Consider the following 16,627-nt stretch of genomic DNA (forward strand, 5'->3'; position numbering starts at 1 on the left):
ATTAAAAATCCCCCTTCTCGTATTTAGCAATTTTGGCTTTCAATTCTTCAATTTCACGACGTAGTGCTTTTTTCTCCAAATCATCCATCATGCTATCGAACTGTGACGATGTTGTAGGCTGGGATGAAGGTGCCGGTGCACTCCAAGAGCCTGGCGCTTGCGGCGGGTTTTTGTAAGGACCGCCGAAAGGCGAATTTGTATGTTGATCGAATCCAGGGTTATAACCTCCGCCATAACCGTTTCCGTTTCCGTTACCAAAGCCGTTTGGACCAAAGCCGGAGTAGACTGGCGGTTCTTTAGGAACAACCAAGCCTGCAATAATATAGATCAGAATAACAGCTCCGCTTGTGAAGATCGTAACGACTATAAGTAGAATCCGCAGCAGCGTCGCATCCACATTCAACATTTCTGCTAATCCACCGCAAAGACCGAATAATTTTTTGTCTCGAGAAGATCGATACAGTTTTTTCAAGACGACCATCCCTCTTTCTCAAGCTTACGTTTCAGCTGCTCAAGCTCTCGTTCAATAACCGTTTGCAATGTATTGCCCGCTTCGGATACGAATTCTTGACCCATTTTGCGAATGTCGCGAAGACTCTTTGCTTCATGCTCCATGCCGCTTATACGATCCTCCAGCTTTCTAAACACAGAACCCGATTGAATGCCTTGATCACCGAAGCCGCTCGTATATCGAGCGTTCATTCGTTGTTGAAGCCTTAGTGATTCCATACGAGCTGCATAATATTCACGCTTGTCATATACCGATTGGTATTCGCTGCGCATCTCGCGCAGCTGTTCTTCAAGATCAAGCGTGTTTTGACGGCTTTGCTCGAACAGCTCACGGTATTGAATTGAACGCTCTTCGCAGCTAGCTTTCTCATGCAATGCGATTCTTGCCATTTGCTCCTCGCCAGCCTTCAGAGCTGTCAACGCTTGATTCTCACGGCGTTCCTTTTGCTCTTCAGCTTGCAGCCATTGTGCTTTCAGGTGATTGCTATGTCCTGCATACTGCTGATACAACTTCTCAGCTTGGATAATATCTTCTCTTGTCGACCAGAGGAATTGATCAATCAACCGTACTGGATCCTCTGATTTCTCAAGCCGTTCATTTAATGTAGCGACAGTAATGTCGCGAACTCGCTTCATAATGCTCATTCAATGTCCTCCTTAACGTTTTGCGGTGCAAAACCAGCTTCATCTATCTTTACATTTTATAATGATTCGCAGCAACTAGAATGCTCTGCGTTTGTCTTTCTTAAAGAGGCTCACACCAGCAACGATTAAGCCGATTGCTAGAAGCAGTAAGATGATACCGCCGAGTTTACCGAAAATCATCATGCCGCCGATTGCAATAAGTATTCCGCCAATCCATTTCTTATTGTTCGACCAACCGACAACCCCCAATCCGATTAGTATGAACGGTAGCAAAAATCCGAATATTGCACCGAAATGAACTCCGACAAAATTAAGTACCGCGATACTGCCGACGATGACAAGCAACACGCCCAAAGCGCTTTTTCCATTCATCTCCATTTCCAACTCCTTTCGACTATTAGAATTTATTCATTTTTCTTTTCTTGCCTTACGTGTGTTGCTCTTGCTTATGTACTTAGTTTAGATCAATTTCTCCTTTTATAAAACGGACTTTCGGCGGTTTTCTCACTAGACTTAGGTCGAGTGGGCAGCCCGCCTCTAGGGTCAAATGCGGGTTAATACCCATATTTTACAGCTTAAACTACTAATATCCCTGTGTTACGTTATTATCACACAGGAGGTGTATACGCTGCCAATGAAAAACTATTCCATTAAGAAACTCATTGTAGCTGGCTTTTTGACTACCGTATTATTAAATACTGGGACCATTCCTTTCCAAACAAATGGACATGTCTATGCAGCATCATCATCGGTGGAGAAAATAATTGCAACAGGAATGAAATACTTAGGGACACCCTATGAGTTCGGCTCTGATCGAAGCACAACGAAAACATTTGATTGTTCAGATTTCACCAAACACATATTTGAAAAAGCAGCGGGCGTAACGCTTCCTTCTACCTCTGCTCTGCAAGCAGCTTATATTAAGAAAAATTCAGCGATTCAAACAGACTGGAAAAACCTAAAGCGCGGTGACCTCATGTTCTTTATGTCCTATCACGGCAGCAGTACGGCAGGTTATTCGCGTTTAACGAAGTCAAAACAAACGATTACTCATGTAGGCGTTTATTTAGGCAACGGAAAAATGCTGGATACTTATTCTAAGGAAAGCGGCGGTGTACGAATCGACAACATCGACAATACGCATTGGGAGTACCGTTTTGTTTTTGGCGGAAGCGCTCTCTAGCCGTTTTCTTATCATTAAAAAGTGCCGGTCCAGCAACGAAAGCGCATGGCCGGCACAATTTATAAGCTTTGAAGGCTTATTTGCTTGTAAGAAATTGATCGAATTGCTTTTGCTTCTCCGCTATTATTTTCTCGATACCAGCCGCTTTCAGCCTCTCGATATACTCGGGCAGTATTTTATCCACATCTACAGATCCTGTTTCAAGCGCAGTTTGGTACTGCCTATCCACATTGCCGACCGCAGCTACTTCAGCCCTTACCGTATCTCCATTAAATACGAAGCCAAGACCTGGTGAAACTTTTGCCTCTTGGTTAAATTGTTTGAAGCTATTCCACTTCATTGGGTCTTCACTTTCCCATACATAATTTAAAAACTGATTGCCGAACATCCAAGTGGTTCCTGGATTATAATTTTGCGTATACTCCGTAGGCCTAATCACATTCTCACTAACCTTTATATAATGCCTGCCTTCAATTCCGTAGTTCAATAAATTGTTTAAATAAACATCCGTATGCAGCAGATTAATAAACATCATCGCTCGCGCTGGATCTTGTGAGGTCGAAGAGATAGCCAGCATGGCCCCCGCGGTCTCTGACGTTGCTATCGTCTTCACATTTAACGGCAGCTGTGCAAGCTTTCCAATCATACCCGTCTGAATCGCCAGCTCTTCACTTTTGCCGGGCTTCAATGCGCCAGTTATTGAAAAAACATCGCCGGATCTCAGCGCCTCGCTGTTCATCGTCTGATTCGTAGCCGCATCTTTATTAATGTACCCTTTTTGAAAAAACTTGCGTGTTACGTGCAGTGTATCTATATAACGTCCCACTTCATAGGCAGGCAAAACCTTAGTGCTTTCTCCATCCTTCAAAATGACCCCAGGAATCGATGTATCTCCTAATGCATCAAAATTCCCAATGTAATGTGTATTAAATGATTCCCCCATCTTCAGATAAAGGGGTGTGATCTCCGGCTTTTTCTCTCGGACAATCTGATAAACTTCATCTAAGTCTTCTATACTTTTCACTTTAGTCATATCTATTCCAAGCTCTTCAGCTATATCCGCGCGATAGATAATGCCTCCCTGCGCAGCAAGCTCCTTGTTTGTTGGAACGGCATAATTATGTCCCTCAATCTTGGCGCCTGCCAGAAATACAGGGTCAAGCGATTGCAAAATGCCTTGACCATACTGATCTAGAAGCTCATCAACGACTAAAAAAGCACCTTTTGACACATTAATCGCGTGTTTATTCCATTGCGCTGTAAATAAAATATCAATCTTTTCACGTGATGCGATCATCAGATTGACTTTATCGTCCCACGGTCCCCAGTCAATTGGAATGAGGTCTATTTTTGCATTTATTTTCGTTAATAAGTAGTCATTCATGGCCGCTTCTATTTCTTCTTCATCTTTCTGCGGTGCACCTGTATATACAAACTTAAGCGTGTACGCTTTTAATTGATGAATGTCAGAGTTATCAGCTTCATCCATTTCTCCCGTATCCAATGAAACGCTTTCATTATTGATTTCAAGTTGGCTCTTGGCTTCACTGTTGCTCCATGCCGGTTCTGTGCCTGATTCATTTGAACAAGCTATGACTAGAAAGAAGCAGGTCAGCAGGAGCATCCTTGCACGCATCAAATGGTACATCGATCGAGTCATACCCGCATAGCCCCCTACTGCATGGATGAATTGCATTTGTTAGCTTAATTGTAAGGAATACACAAAAAATTGCAAGCAAGAAAAACCCGCGCCTTTAGAAGGCGCGGGTTTCATTGATCGTAACAACAGGTTGTTTACTTGCTGGCTAGGAACGCATCAAATTGCTTTTGTTTCTCCGCAACCACTTTATCAACGCCTGCTTCCTTCAATTTCTTATCATATTCAGCTAACGTTTTATCGACGTCGACCGAGCCTGTTTCAAGCGCTCTTTGATATTGACGGATTACGTTTGCCAATGCTCCAACTTCCGATTTCACTGGCTCGCTGTCGAATACGAAACCAAGGCCTGGAGAAACCTTCGCATTTTGGTTGAACTCTTTAAATTTGGCCCACTTATCTGGGTCCTCTGTATTCCAAACATAGTTCAAGAACTGACTGCCGAACATCCAAGCCGAGCCTGGGTTATAGTTAGCTGTATTTCCTGTAGCTGTTATGATTTCTCCACTGCGTGTATAATGGTCGCCTTCAATACCGAAGTTAAGCAAGTTATTGATTTCCTTGTCAGTATGAAGCAAATTAATCAACATCATCGCACGGTCTGGGTCCTTAGAAGTGGAAGAGATACCTAGCATCGAACCAGCAGTTTCAGATGTGGCGACTGTTTTTTCTGTCATCATGATTTGAGCAAGCTTCCCAGTCAGGTTAGAAGCGCTTGCAATCTCTGCGTCCTTGCCTGGTTTCATTGGCTCAATCGTAGAGAATACATTGCCTGCCTTCCAAGCGTCTGCTGAAGCAACTTGTGTAGTCGCAGCATCTGCATTAATGTAGCCTTTCTTGAAATAGTCACGAGTCAGATTTAAATATTGCTTGTAGCGATCAAGCTGCTCCATAGGCATCACTTTAGTATCGTCTTTATCTTTAAGAATGGCGCCAGGAATCGTTGAATCGCCCAAGAAGTCGTAATTGGCGAAGAAGTGCGAGTTGAAAGCGCCTGCCGTTGTATACAGCGGAATTAATTCCGGCTTTTTCTCCTTAACGACGGCATATACAGCATCAAGATCTTCTGGTGTTTTCACATTGCTCATATCAATGCCGAGCTCATCGGTAACATCTTTGCGGTAGACGATTCCGCCAGCAGCCGCGAGTTCCTTGTTCGTTGGAACACCGTAGTTTTTGCCGCTAATTTTTGCCCCCTCCAGAAACGCAGGGTCTAATGAATCTTTAATGCCTTGACCGTATTTATCAATCAGCTCACCTAGATCCAGAAATGCGCCTTTGGCAACATATTTAGCATGACCATTCCACTGCGCCGTGAACACAATGTCCACTTCTTCCCTCGAAGCAACCATCAAATTGATTTTATCATCCCATGCACCCCAATCAATTGGCCTGAGATCAATCGTTGCGTTGATTTTTTCAGTAAGCAGCTTGTTGAGTGCTTCTTCTACTTTTTTCTCATCCGTTTGCGGTGTGCCAGGATATACGAGAGAAATCTGATATGGCTTCAAATCTGATGCTGGCGACTCTTCATCCTTAGTGACTGGTTTATCCGTTTCGGCAGCTGGCGCTTTTGTTGGCTCTGCGTTGTTTTTCCCGTTGTTTCCTGAACATGCGGATACAATCAGTACGATGGACATCAGCATGAGAAGAAGCATCGATGTTTTTTGTTTAACTTGCTTCATAGCGGGTGGACCTCCCTCAAAAATTTGGATTATATGCTAAATCGGCGTTGCCGATTACAGCCGTATGATTGCTGATAGCCATGAATTCAACCTTTTACAGCGCCGACAGTCAGCCCTTTTACAAAATATTTTTGAAAGAATGGGTATGCAAAAATGATAGGACCGATTCCAACAACAACCATTGCCATACGAACCGTCTCGCTCGGAAACTTAAAGGTGCCTCCAGCCGCAATAATAGCCGCCGCCGCCGTACTGTTATTAGCTAAAAACTGAATGTTCAGCATCGTCTTATACATGAGGTATTGAACAGTTATGTTCGATTCCTTCGTTATAAACACAAGGCTGAGAAACCAATCATTCCAATACGTTAACGTCTGGAAGAGTGCTACTGTGGCAAGTACCGGAAGCGATAACGGCAAAACAATTTTGAAAAAGATCGTGAGTTCTCCCGCTCCATCAATTTTTGCAGACTCCAGAATGGCAACAGGAATGGTCGTTTGGAAAAACGTTCGAATGATTAGAACAAAAAACGCAGCAACTAAAAGCGGTACAATAAGAGCCATTATCGTATCCTTCAAATCGAGCATTTGAACATATACGAGATACCAAGGAACTAAGCCCCCTGAGAAAAGCATCGTAAAAAATACGAAGAAGGTAAAAAACTTGGCATGAGGAAAGTCTGATCTGGATATTGGATAAGCGTACAGCGCCATGATCATTAAGCTAAGTGAAGTTCCGACAATCGTTACAAAGATAGAGATACCATAGGATCGAAAAATTTGGGTCGCATCCTTAAATAGGAACTGGTACGCTGCCAAATCAAACTTTGATGGAATAAATTGATACCCTTCCCTGACAACTGTACTTTCATCGGAGATCGAAACCATAATAATTAAAATGAGCGGTACGATACAAAGCAACGAATACACTATAAAAAATATATTGATGCCTAGAGAAGCCGGAAGTGATAATTGGTTTTTGATATTAGATCCGGAAGGTATTTTCTCAATCTCAGCTGCTTCCATAGGATCACCTCCAAACAAAATTTTCGTAAATATACTTCGATTGCACGACTCTAAAATAACGCATTATCTTTATTAATTCGGCGGACCACCCAATTCGAGAAAAATACTAATGCGAAGCCGATTACGGATTGCAGCAATCCTGCCGCTGAGGATAAGCCAATATCACCAACCGTTAGGAATGTGCGATAAACATAGGTGTCGATAACATTCGTTACCGGGAACAACACACCCGATTCTCTTGGCACTTGGAAAAACAAACCGAAATCCGCGTTAAATATTTTTCCGATCTGCAGCAGCGTCATAATCGTAATGATCGGCATGATGAGCGGGATCGTAATACTCGTCATTTGCTTCCACTTGCTTGCTCCGTCTATGGTTGCGGCTTCGTAATACTCATCATCTATGCCAATGATGGCTGCCATATAAATGACGGTAAAGTACCCCATGCTTTTCCAGGTGTTAACGATTGGCAAAATGTAAGGCCATACCTCCTGCGTGAAATACCATTGAACCTGTTCAAGTCCAAGCGCCGGCAGCAGCGAAGTGTTCAAATACCCATGCTGATCGCTCAAGAAGCCATAGACCAAATAACTAATGACGACCATCGATAAAAAGTAGGGCAGGAACATAATCGTTTGATGAAGCTTAGCGAGAAACCGGCTTCTGATTTCATTAAGCATGATCGCAAAGGAGAGCGGGAATACCAAGTTCAATACGATAAAACCTGAGTTGTACAGCAGCGTATTCCTTGTAATGATCCAAGCGTCTGACGTTTTGAACAAATACTCAAAATTTCTTAACCCGCTCCAGGCGCTTCCAAATATTCCATCCGCGTAATTAATGTTTTTGAAAGCAATTATGATTCCGAACATCGGAATGTAATTGTTCAGCAGCAGCAATACGATGGCTGGCAGCATCATTAGGTAGAACATCCAATACTTGCGAAAAATACGGAGTTGAGACATTTTTTTCATTGAACTCTTCGGAATATAGGCAGCTGCTGTTATCGCTTCCGACGTATGTTTCGCCAACGCCTTCCCCCTCCTCTTTCTAAAACTCTTGTGTTTCATCTAGGTATAATTGTATAAAAAAAAGACGCCGACATCTGTCGGCGCCGTGACCATATTAACGGTACAGTGACTTTTCAATCATACATCCTGAAAGTTTTTACGATACTCTTGCGGTGTAAGCCCTGTCGTTTTCTTAAACAGCTTAGAAAAGTGCGAGAAATTACTATATCCCACGTTTATGGCAACATCACTTATTCGGTTATTTGTTTTTTCAAGCTCGATTCTCGCCTTAGCTATACGCATTCGAACCAAATAATCCGTTAAAGAGTAACCCGTTTCCCTTCGGAACAAACGAGATAAATAAGCTGGATTCAAATAAACAGACTCTGCCGCTTGCTCACGACTGAATTCCTCTCCCATATGCTCTTCCATGTAACGCTGAACCTTCTCCACAACTTGTGACACGTCCTTGCCGTTTTGGTTGGCATAGTCCGTTATCTGCTGGCTCAATTGCTGTGTCCATGTTCGCATGCGCGGCAATGATTTGAGAATGTTCTCGCCTACCTCCCATTCTCTATGTACAAACACGTCCGTCATTTGAACCGACTTTTTATTCAACCATTGGAACACCATATTCATATATCCATAATAAAACGATGCCATATGGGTATAATCAACTTTCAGCTCTAACATCTGGTCGAAGCATTCATCTATTCGCAAGGACAACTCCGTCTGCTTGCCGGACTCCAGCAATAGTGCCCAGTCAGCAAAGGGGGCTTGCTGAAGTGTATTCAATCCTTGCTTCTGTGTATGATCACGCTCCATTATAATCGCACAAGTATTGCTGACGTTGCTTCTCTCTAAGGTAAGCAGCGTTTGTATTGTAGTACGGAGCTGCTTCACTTCCGCTGCTTCGCTTATATAACAGGATAACGAGCAATTCAGCATCGTTTTGCATTGATCAATAAATGTTTTGCATCTGGCATGCAGATCATTATTGCCTTGCTTGTCATCGAACACTCCACTATAAAATATTGCATATAAAATCCCGCTGCCATCTTGAACAATATGGCCGGATTCACCTTGAAGCACGATCTCTTCAGCTGCATTCTTAATACCGTATGTCATGATCTCCTCATCACGGGCCGACCATTCCTCCCGCCACTGCTCGATGCTGATAAGCACGACGCGAATCAAACTGTCCGATTCAAGCGGTAAACCGTAGGTTTGCAATGAGAAATTGAGCTGCTGCGATGCCGCTGATAAACGATAGTGAATGATATCTTGCCAGAACCGCTCAATTAATATAGGCTGCTGCTTGCTCCACTGCTCATAAAATAAGTTGTACGTCCCGCGAATTTTTGCCAGCTGCTCCAAATCACGAGCTTTTTCCAGCGCCTCATTCACACATGCTTTTAGAGCGTTATGATCAATCGGCTTGAGCAAGTAATCGAAGCAGTCAAGCTGAACCGCCTGCTGCGCATATTTAAAATCCGCATGACCGGTCAAAAAGATTGTTACGCTGGAAGGGGAATGCTCATTCGCCCACTCTAGCAATTCGATTCCGCTTTGATTTGGCATATCAATATCCGATATCATAATGTGAATCGTATGCGCAGTCAGCAACGCCTGGGCCTCTTCCGCATCTATAGCCGTATAAATACTCGCAATCGGCAGCGTTGACCAGTCTATGCCATTCACGATGCCTCGAATTGCTATCTCCTCATCATCTACAACCAATAAGTTATACAACTGCTTTCACTCCCTCCGTAAGCTTAGGAAATACGATAACGACAATTGCTCCGGTGCCCTCCGCTTGATTGTGGAAAGTAATTGATGTCCGCTCGCCATACAGCAGCTGTAGTCTATGAATAACATTCATGATGCCTAAGCTGCTCGATTCGCCTTCCTGAAGCGGTTCTTTGTTTTGCAGCTTCTCCAGCACCTCAGGACTAAAGCCCGTACCATTGTCGCTGATCGATAACGTAAATCCATTCTCGGAGTCCATTTCCGCACAAATTTTGATTTGGAAAAGCTGCCTCCTGTTTTTGAACCCATGAATGATGGAGTTTTCTACAAAAGGCTGAATGGTTAATGCAGCAATTGGATAATGCAAAATGTCATCGATTCCCTCATAGGTACATTGCAGCTTCTCAGGAAACCTAATCTTTTGAATCGTCATATAGTTTTCAATATGCATTAGTTCTTCCTTAAGTGTAATCGTATCCCGATTGGCTTTCATAATAAATCGGAAATAATCAGCGAGATGCAGCGACATCTTTTTCACCGATTCCGTATCGCCTAATGCTGCTAAATTATAAATAATATTTAAGCTGTTCATATAAAAATGCGGATTAATTTGCGCTTGGAGCTGCTTAAGCTCTCCTTGCTTCACGCGGAGCTGCTCCTCGTAAACATCAATTTTCAAGGTTTTAATTTGTTCCGCCATGATGTTGAAGGTGTTTCCTAGAAACTCAAATTCAAGCGATTTGTTTTTCTTCAATCTAACATCCAGCATTCCTAAAGAGATTTTCTTCATTCCTAGAATAAGTTCATGCAGCGGCTTAAACAGCATATTCCTCATAAAGAACAAATAAATAAGCAAAATAGCTAGAAACCCAATCGGAGCAAATAACGTCGCATTTCTAAAAAATAATAAATTACGCAGCAGCGTCCGCTCAGGTATAACGACTCGATAAGCGATATCCACCATTTCGCTCATTCTATTCATAACAAGATAGGTTTCGCCTGTATTTCGATCAGTCAGCGATTCATACGGTTTCTTCGATATTTTATAGCTGAGTTCCAGTGGCGCTAAGTTTTCCGTCAATGACTGAACAAGTTGATCGCCAGCGCGTAAATAAATGCCGTTATGGCCGATATCACCGTCACTCCATTGAATCGATAACATTCTGTTTATATCCTGTACTTTAATGATTGCGCCGACGTATAAATCATCTGACACCTTAATGAAATTGATCAAAAAAAACTTCCCTGGCATCCGCTCATCTGCTCTGACCTCCCATAAATGTTGATCATTCATAAGCAGATTTTCTTCCTTTGTCATCGTATCCATATGCGTTTTTATTATTTTTTTTGTATCGTTATATACGCTTTTTGTTCCAAAAATAATATCTTTATCGTGATATAGAAATACAGCATCAATCAGATTATAAACACCAACGTCACGATTTAGCTTCCCATCAATTCTAATTTTCGTTAACGTATATCCGTCACTATCCATCGGAAAGGACATCAGCAAACCTACGTCGGTATCAAGCACAGACATTTTATAAAGATAATCATTAATCTGCAATAGATTTTGATCCGTTTGCCCCACGTAAATATCGAGTGTGTTTCGATAGGTCTCAGATACTTTCTCTCGAATGATCTCACGTGAGTAACTGTTGTTAATGAGCATATAAATAACTACCGGCAGCATAACTGCCATAAACCCAATAATAAGACGAGTTCTAATCGATTTACCGAACCTCACGCTCCGCTTCCCCCTACTATCGATTGAATCATAATCATATTACCATTTAAAGCGTTTTCTTGAAATCACTTAAAAGCGATATGCTGATCCTTTTTTCAAATCTATTTAAAACATAAAAAAGCGCATATAGGATTTTCACCCCACATGCGCCAACGTCATTCTTTTTTAAATCTCGACTTTCCTTTTTAACAAATAAATCATTAGAAACAAGTAACCTAAAGTAAACGCTAAATCCAGTAAAAATGGTCCGAATAAAAAATCCACATTGAATGATGAACCAAAGGTTACTGATCCGCTATTCGATTGAGGTACATTGACTGAAACTATACCCATCATACCTTCTCTTTGGTCAAATAACTGATACGTTAACCAAGAAGCAATGCTTTGTACTCCAAAGAAAAAGACAATCCCGATCCATGTAGAATGCTTCACTCGGAAGCTGCGTGCCACTGTAATGGAACATAGAATCGAGAGCATAAAGGATGTGTACATCCAAATATAGCTTATTACCATTCCGAATAAAGCGCCGTTCTCTAAAGAAACATGTTCTTTGAAATATTGAATATCCATATCCGAAAAAGCAATGAAGATCGCGATATGAATAGCTGCTATAATCAAAACGAGCAGCATGATGATCCAGCCTAGAAGGATAGCAGCACCTATTCCATTGATTGGGTGCAGCGGCAGTAAGCGCCGGCTGTAGGATTTAATGTTTCGTTCAAACGTCCGGCAGCAATGGATGAACAACAAGATAAAGACCATTACATAGCCGAAAATACTAAACGCTGTAATAAGACCTTCATCCCAGTTGCGCGTCAATCCCGTAATACTGAGCGCTGCTTCTAGTATGATAAAGATTGCAAGCGTGCTGAGGATACCATCGTTGCTTCGCTTCCAATCGTATTTCAACAGCTTAATCATTCCCCAAACACCGCCTTAAACATTTCATCAACGCTTTTACCGTGAGTCAGTCGTATATTTTCTACCTCATCCTGCAATACAATCTTACCCTCGCGTATGAAAACCACTTCATCGAAGATCCGCTCAATATCGCGTACAAGATGGGTTGAAATGATTAAGCTGCTTTCTTCGTTATAGTAGTTAACAATCGCATCCAAAATTTTCGTTCTTGCTACTGGATCTACGCCTCCGATTGGCTCATCAAGCAAATACAACCTCGCATTTCGTGATAATACGAGTGTAAGCTGAAGACGTTCATTCATCCCTTTAGATAACGCGCTTACCCGATCCCGTTTATTCAGATTCATGAAAGCAAGCATTTCATTTGCTTTCTTATGATCAAAATCGGCATAAAAATCCTTGTAAAAATCTATTGCGTCCTCTACGCGCATCCAGCTCTCTGTGAGCGGTTGATCTGGCATAAAAGATGTAATTGCTTTTGTCTCGTTGCTTACAAGTTGCCCGTTAATCGTTACCGTGCCCGAACCTGGATGAATGAGTCCTGCAGCTATTTTCATCAATGTGCTTTTGCCACTGCCATTGCTTCCTAACAGACCAACAATCTTGCCAGGCGCCAACGTGAGTGATACTTGGTCTAGCGCCTTCTTACCGGCGAATGACTTTGATACCTCAGTCAGCTTCAAAATGCTTTCCACAGTCCTATCACTCCTTTTCTTTATCTTCTTCTTTTACCGCTTGTGAAACGATTGTTACGATATCGTTATTTGCAAAGCCCAGCTCCTGCATCCCTTGAATAAAGCGACCGAGCAAATCTCCTGCCATTTCTTTTTTGATATCCATTATTTTCGACTCCTCACTAGTGACATATCGGCCAAGCCCGCGCTTCGTTTCGACGATTTGTTCTCGCTCAAGCTCCTGAAAGGTTCGTTGTATCGTATTCGGGTTGATTTGTAGTTCTAATGCAAGTTCTCGTACCGCCGGTATTTTATCCCCAGCCTTCAACTTGCCAATGACAATTTCTTTCTTAATATAATTCATGATCTGCAAGTAGATTGGCAAATTATTATCAAATTCTATGCTCACAATATGTCCTTCTCCCCTCAACTGCCCACTCGAAAACGTTGCATGTTAGGCAATATCCCGTTTTTTAAACGTAACAAAGCTAATGACCAAAAACAAACACACATATGCTGCACACACAACACTAGGGAATAACATTCCGCCAGATGACGATTCATTTCCTGTAAATAACGATAGATCTGTATTCATAAAGAGTAGATATTTGGAGAAATCGTAGCTTGATAATAACATTTTCATTAAGCCTTCCAATAAGACAGCAGTCATGCCTATTCCTATTGTCGCTCCAGATGATCTTGTTAAAATGCCGAACATAAACGTTAAAGTTACATAGATGGTTGTGTAAACCGTTTGAAATAACATTGATTTCGCAACATCCAACCAGGATACTTCCCCTGTCGCTTCAAATCCAAATGCGATTCCTCCTGCTGCAAGAGCAGCAGCTATTGTGAAAATGATGAGCGAACAAACAAAAAATATAACTGCTGTATATTTTGATGCTAAAATTTTGCTTCTACCATGAGCTCGTATGAGCAAAAACTTAACGGTTCCTAATTGATGTTCCTTTGCGACGATACCAGCTGTGAAAATAATGGCTACAATCGTTACGATCTGTCCGACTCCATTTGTTGCCATGATCGATCCAGCAAATTCTAGCATAGTTGGATATTGATCGCCAGACATTTTCCAAACTAAATAGGTGAAACCTACAATCGTAAGGAGCATTACTGCGTATGCAATGAAGAAGCTGCGTTTCTTTGACATTTTCAACCATTCGTTTAATACTAGTCCGTTAAAATTAAGCAATGCGACTACCCCCAGTCCATTTCAAAAACTCGTCTTCCAGTGATATCTTTGTTTCAGTGATTCGATAAATTTTAATATTGTCTTCCCCTAGCTTGCTTACAACCTGAGGAATAAGTTCATTCTGAAGAGCTAATACAAGCTCGCTGCTATCTTTTAAAAGCTGAATAACTTCAACGCCATCTATACTTGTAGAAACCCGGCTTGCTCGCTCAATATCATCTACACGAACAACTACGGATAATTGCTTGGATTGCTCTTCCTTATCGCTTAGTGAACGATGAGTCACATATTTACCTTCTTGAATAACAACGACTCGGCTGCACATGAGCTCCATTTCTGAGAGCAGATGACTCGATACAAGAATCGATATCCCTTCTTGGACTGCAATTCTTTGCAAATATTGTCTCATCTCACGAATGCCTGCTGGATCTAAGCCATTAGTCGGTTCATCCAGTATTAACAACGATGGATTGTCTAATAGTGCTTGTGCAATGCCTAAACGCTGTCTCATACCAAGAGAGTATGCTTTTACTTTCTTGTTCATTGCTGCCTCTAAACCTACCAGCTCCGTAACTGCTTTTATCCGTTCTTCCGTAATGCCTGATGACATTCTCTGATATTGCTTTAGATTATCATACCCTGTCATATATGGATAAAACTCGGGGTTTTCTATAATAGCTCCGATATGCCTAATGGCTCCTGTAAAATCATTACGTATGCTTTTTCCTTGAATAAGCACATCACCCTCGGACATTTGAATCAAACCAACAATCATTCGGATTGTCGTTGTTTTGCCTGCACCATTTGGCCCAAGCAACCCTACGATTTCTCCTTTGTGAATATCAAATGACATTCGATCTACGATTGCTTTGCCTCCAATACGTTTGGTTACATTTTTTAAAGAAAGTACGGGGATTGTTCCCTTTATTTCAGAAGATGATTTCATCATTTCCTTACCTCCATCGTCTTAGTGTTCTAGTTAAATAGTACACTAGGTCTAAACAGATGTAAAGGGGCAATTTTCAGGTCGATTTTACCTATTATAAAACTAAAACACAAAAAAACTCTTAAGATCATTATGATCTTAAGAGTTTGTGTTAAAGAAGTTGGTGCCGATGAGAGGACTCGAACCTCCACGGTTTCCCTCACGATTTTGAGTCGCGCGCGTCTGCCATTCCGCCACATCGGCATTTCAGTAAAGATGGCGTGCCCTAAGAGATTCGAACTCCTGGCCTTTTGATTCGTAGTCAAACGCTCTATCCAGCTGAGCTAAGGGCACATATTTGTTGCAAAGAGAAATCTGTGGAGGCGCCACCCAGACTCGAACTGGGGGTAGAGCTTTTGCAGAGCTCTGCCTTACCACTTGGCTATGGCGCCAAATAAATGGAGCGGAAGACGGGAATCGAACCCGCGACCCTCGCCTTGGCAAGGCGATGCTCTACCGCTGAGCCACTTCCGCATATAAATGGCTGGGGATTCAGGGATCGAACCTGAGAATGACGGAGTCAAAGTCCGTTGCCTTACCGCTTGGCTAGCAAAAAAATGGTGGAGGATGATGGATTCGAACCACCGAACTCAGAGAGAGCAGATTTACAGTCTGCCGTGTTTAGCCACTTCACTAATCCTCCATGTGGTGCCGTCGAGAGGACTTGAACCCCCAACCTACTGATTACAAGTCAGTTGCTCTACCAGTTGAGCTACAACGGCATATTCACTTGTGTTGCTTGTACTGCATCAATGGTGGCTCGGGACGGAATCGAACCGCCGACACGAGGATTTTCAGTCCTCTGCTCTACCGACTGAGCTACCGAGCCTGATGTTGTTTTTAAGTGGCGGAGCTGACGGGATTCGAACCCGCGGTCTCCTGCGTGACAGGCAGGCATGTTGGGCCACTACACCACAGCTCCACATCATGTTCTCGGAAAGTTCCGAAAGGTATAGAATTTGGTTGCGGGGGCAGGATTTGAACCTGCGGCCTTCGGGTTATGAGCCCGACGAGCTACCGGGCTGCTCCACCCCGCGTCATTATTATTAATTAAATGGTGGAGGATGACGGGATCGAACCGCCGACCCTCTGCTTGTAAGGCAGATGCTCTCCCAGCTGAGCTAATCCTCCATGTTGAGCGACCTTTATATCTTATCATAGGTCATTCTTTTTTGTCAATCTTTTTTTAAAAGAAAAGTTGGTGACCCGTAGGGGACTCGAACCCCTGTTACCTCCGTGAAAGGGAGGTGTCTTAACCACTTGACCAACGGGCCTTGCTGGCAGAGAGGAAGGGATTCGAACCCTCGAGACCCGGTTAGAGCCTACACGATTTCCAATCGTGCTCCTTCGACCACTCGGACACCTCTCTACAATGGCTCCCCGAACAGGACTCGAACCTGTGACAACTCGATTAACAGTCGAGTGCTCTACCAACTGAGCTATCAGGGAATATTAAGCATTCAAAGCAAATTGCGCTCTGAAAACTGGATACGAAAGATTAGGCTTGCTGAAGCCTTTATGCTGCTGTCTACCGGATGTATGGGTCACAGTAAACGTGTTTAGGATAAGCCCTCGACCGATTAGTATTCGTCAGCTACACACATTGCTGTGCTTCCACCCCGAACC

15 protein-coding genes and 13 tRNA genes are annotated in these 16,627 nt (G+C 42.7%); 1 reads left to right on the forward strand and 27 read right to left on the reverse strand.

All coding sequences use genetic code 11. The features are described from left to right. Position 1: 1 nt before the first annotated feature. From AB4Z50_RS13065 to AB4Z50_RS13075, 3 genes are all read right to left on the reverse strand, one after another. Complete coding sequence (locus AB4Z50_RS13065) at positions 2-481, reverse strand: PspC domain-containing protein (RefSeq protein ID WP_441879401.1); 480 nt, start codon at positions 479-481, stop codon at positions 2-4. Beyond that, positions 469-1,155, reverse strand: coding sequence for a PspA/IM30 family protein (locus AB4Z50_RS13070; RefSeq protein WP_441879403.1), 687 nt, complete (start codon positions 1,153-1,155; stop codon positions 469-471). Before AB4Z50_RS13070 ends, AB4Z50_RS13065 begins: the two co-directional genes overlap by 13 nt. A 75-nt stretch (positions 1,156-1,230) precedes the next feature. Further along, positions 1,231-1,527 carry a LiaF transmembrane domain-containing protein gene (locus tag AB4Z50_RS13075; protein WP_076271055.1) on the reverse strand — a complete coding sequence of 99 codons (297 nt, stop codon included), beginning with the start codon at positions 1,525-1,527 and terminating at the stop codon, positions 1,231-1,233. Positions 1,528-1,789: 262 nt separating this feature from the next. Here AB4Z50_RS13075 and AB4Z50_RS13080 point away from each other — a divergent pair, with 262 nt between their 5' ends. Further along, positions 1,790-2,338 (forward strand): C40 family peptidase, encoded by a 549-nt coding sequence (locus AB4Z50_RS13080; protein WP_076270982.1) that lies wholly within the window; start codon positions 1,790-1,792, stop codon positions 2,336-2,338. A 76-nt stretch (positions 2,339-2,414) separates the two neighbouring features. On the opposite strand, the gene AB4Z50_RS13085 is transcribed toward AB4Z50_RS13080, so the two are convergent. The 24 genes from AB4Z50_RS13085 to AB4Z50_RS13200 all read right to left on the reverse strand — a co-directional run bounded on the left by AB4Z50_RS13085 (position 2,415) and on the right by AB4Z50_RS13200 (position 16,450). Next, positions 2,415-3,998, reverse strand: coding sequence for an ABC transporter substrate-binding protein (locus AB4Z50_RS13085; protein WP_441879405.1), 1,584 nt, complete (start codon positions 3,996-3,998; stop codon positions 2,415-2,417). A gap of 134 nt (positions 3,999-4,132) precedes the next feature. Next, complete coding sequence (locus AB4Z50_RS13090) at positions 4,133-5,680, reverse strand: ABC transporter substrate-binding protein (RefSeq protein WP_441879408.1); 1,548 nt, start codon at positions 5,678-5,680, stop codon at positions 4,133-4,135. Between the two features lie 86 nt (positions 5,681-5,766). Next, entirely contained in the window at positions 5,767-6,705 is a 939-nt protein-coding gene (locus tag AB4Z50_RS13095; protein ID WP_076270979.1) for a carbohydrate ABC transporter permease, read from the reverse strand. A 50-nt stretch (positions 6,706-6,755) separates the two neighbouring features. After that, entirely contained in the window at positions 6,756-7,736 is a 981-nt protein-coding gene (locus tag AB4Z50_RS13100) for an ABC transporter permease (protein ID WP_441879410.1), read from the reverse strand. A gap of 117 nt (positions 7,737-7,853) precedes the next feature. Further along, complete coding sequence (locus tag AB4Z50_RS13105) at positions 7,854-9,467, reverse strand: helix-turn-helix domain-containing protein (protein WP_441879412.1); 1,614 nt, start codon at positions 9,465-9,467, stop codon at positions 7,854-7,856. Further along, on the reverse strand, positions 9,460-11,211 hold the full coding sequence (locus AB4Z50_RS13110) for a sensor histidine kinase (RefSeq protein ID WP_441879414.1): 1,752 nt from the start codon (positions 11,209-11,211) through the stop codon (positions 9,460-9,462). The genes AB4Z50_RS13105 and AB4Z50_RS13110 overlap by 8 nt, the downstream gene beginning before the upstream one ends. A gap of 165 nt (positions 11,212-11,376) precedes the next feature. Continuing rightward, positions 11,377-12,132, reverse strand: a complete 756-nt coding sequence (locus AB4Z50_RS13115; RefSeq protein WP_441879416.1) for a hypothetical protein — start codon at positions 12,130-12,132, stop codon at positions 11,377-11,379. After that, positions 12,129-12,827, reverse strand: coding sequence for an ABC transporter ATP-binding protein (locus AB4Z50_RS13120; RefSeq protein ID WP_441879418.1), 699 nt, complete (start codon positions 12,825-12,827; stop codon positions 12,129-12,131). The genes AB4Z50_RS13115 and AB4Z50_RS13120 overlap by 4 nt, the downstream gene beginning before the upstream one ends. A 7-nt stretch (positions 12,828-12,834) precedes the next feature. Continuing rightward, the gene (locus AB4Z50_RS13125) at positions 12,835-13,215 is read right to left on the reverse strand and encodes a GntR family transcriptional regulator (RefSeq protein ID WP_339207450.1); all 381 of its coding nucleotides are present in this window, start codon (positions 13,213-13,215) and stop codon (positions 12,835-12,837) included. A gap of 45 nt (positions 13,216-13,260) precedes the next feature. Further along, positions 13,261-14,016 carry an ABC transporter permease gene (locus AB4Z50_RS13130; RefSeq protein WP_441879420.1) on the reverse strand — a complete coding sequence of 252 codons (756 nt, stop codon included), beginning with the start codon at positions 14,014-14,016 and terminating at the stop codon, positions 13,261-13,263. Beyond that, a complete protein-coding gene (locus AB4Z50_RS13135) occupies positions 14,009-14,965 on the reverse strand; it encodes an ABC transporter ATP-binding protein (RefSeq protein WP_441879422.1) in 957 nt (318 codons plus the stop codon). Before AB4Z50_RS13135 ends, AB4Z50_RS13130 begins: the two co-directional genes overlap by 8 nt. Before the next feature lie 158 nt (positions 14,966-15,123). After that, positions 15,124-15,205 (reverse strand) — tRNA-Leu (locus tag AB4Z50_RS13140). 13 nt (positions 15,206-15,218) lie between these two features. Next, positions 15,219-15,295 (reverse strand) — tRNA-Arg (locus tag AB4Z50_RS13145). A gap of 24 nt (positions 15,296-15,319) precedes the next feature. Continuing rightward, positions 15,320-15,393 (reverse strand) — tRNA-Cys (locus AB4Z50_RS13150). Between the two features lie 7 nt (positions 15,394-15,400). Next, positions 15,401-15,475 (reverse strand) — tRNA-Gly (locus AB4Z50_RS13155). 84 nt (positions 15,476-15,559) lie between these two features. Continuing rightward, positions 15,560-15,644, reverse strand: a tRNA-Tyr gene (locus AB4Z50_RS13160). Between the two features lie 3 nt (positions 15,645-15,647). Then, positions 15,648-15,723: transfer RNA gene (locus AB4Z50_RS13165), tRNA-Thr, on the reverse strand. Between the two features lie 31 nt (positions 15,724-15,754). Continuing rightward, positions 15,755-15,830, reverse strand: a tRNA-Phe gene (locus AB4Z50_RS13170). Positions 15,831-15,846: 16 nt separating this feature from the next. After that, positions 15,847-15,923, reverse strand: a tRNA-Asp gene (locus tag AB4Z50_RS13175). A 38-nt stretch (positions 15,924-15,961) separates the two neighbouring features. Then, positions 15,962-16,038, reverse strand: a tRNA-Met gene (locus AB4Z50_RS13180). 18 nt (positions 16,039-16,056) lie between these two features. After that, a tRNA-Val gene (locus AB4Z50_RS13185) sits at positions 16,057-16,132 on the reverse strand. Positions 16,133-16,200: 68 nt separating this feature from the next. Continuing rightward, positions 16,201-16,275 (reverse strand) — tRNA-Glu (locus AB4Z50_RS13190). A 4-nt stretch (positions 16,276-16,279) separates the two neighbouring features. After that, positions 16,280-16,370 (reverse strand) — tRNA-Ser (locus AB4Z50_RS13195). A 4-nt stretch (positions 16,371-16,374) separates the two neighbouring features. Next, positions 16,375-16,450, reverse strand: a tRNA-Asn gene (locus AB4Z50_RS13200). Positions 16,451-16,627 lie beyond the last annotated feature (177 nt).

Origin of the sequence: Paenibacillus sp. 2TAB26, assembly GCF_052115145.1 — a bacterium.
GTDB lineage: Bacteria > Bacillota > Bacilli > Paenibacillales > Paenibacillaceae > Pristimantibacillus.

Excerpts from the sequence above, each read along its gene's own strand:
- AB4Z50_RS13065 (WP_441879401.1), bottom strand. The coding sequence starts at position 481 with ATGGTCGTCTTGAAAAAACTGTATCGATCTTCTCGAGACAAAAAATTA.
- AB4Z50_RS13070 (WP_441879403.1), bottom strand. The coding sequence starts at position 1,155 with ATGAGCATTATGAAGCGAGTTCGCGACATTACTGTCGCTACATTAAAT.
- AB4Z50_RS13075 (WP_076271055.1), bottom strand. The coding sequence starts at position 1,527 with ATGAATGGAAAAAGCGCTTTGGGCGTGTTGCTTGTCATCGTCGGCAGT.
- AB4Z50_RS13080 (WP_076270982.1), top strand. The coding sequence starts at position 1,790 with ATGAAAAACTATTCCATTAAGAAACTCATTGTAGCTGGCTTTTTGACT.
- AB4Z50_RS13085 (WP_441879405.1), bottom strand. The coding sequence starts at position 3,998 with ATGACTCGATCGATGTACCATTTGATGCGTGCAAGGATGCTCCTGCTG.
- AB4Z50_RS13090 (WP_441879408.1), bottom strand. The coding sequence starts at position 5,680 with ATGAAGCAAGTTAAACAAAAAACATCGATGCTTCTTCTCATGCTGATG.
- AB4Z50_RS13095 (WP_076270979.1), bottom strand. The coding sequence starts at position 6,705 with ATGGAAGCAGCTGAGATTGAGAAAATACCTTCCGGATCTAATATCAAA.
- AB4Z50_RS13115 (WP_441879416.1), bottom strand. The coding sequence starts at position 12,132 with ATGATTAAGCTGTTGAAATACGATTGGAAGCGAAGCAACGATGGTATC.
- AB4Z50_RS13135 (WP_441879422.1), bottom strand. The coding sequence starts at position 14,965 with ATGATGAAATCATCTTCTGAAATAAAGGGAACAATCCCCGTACTTTCT.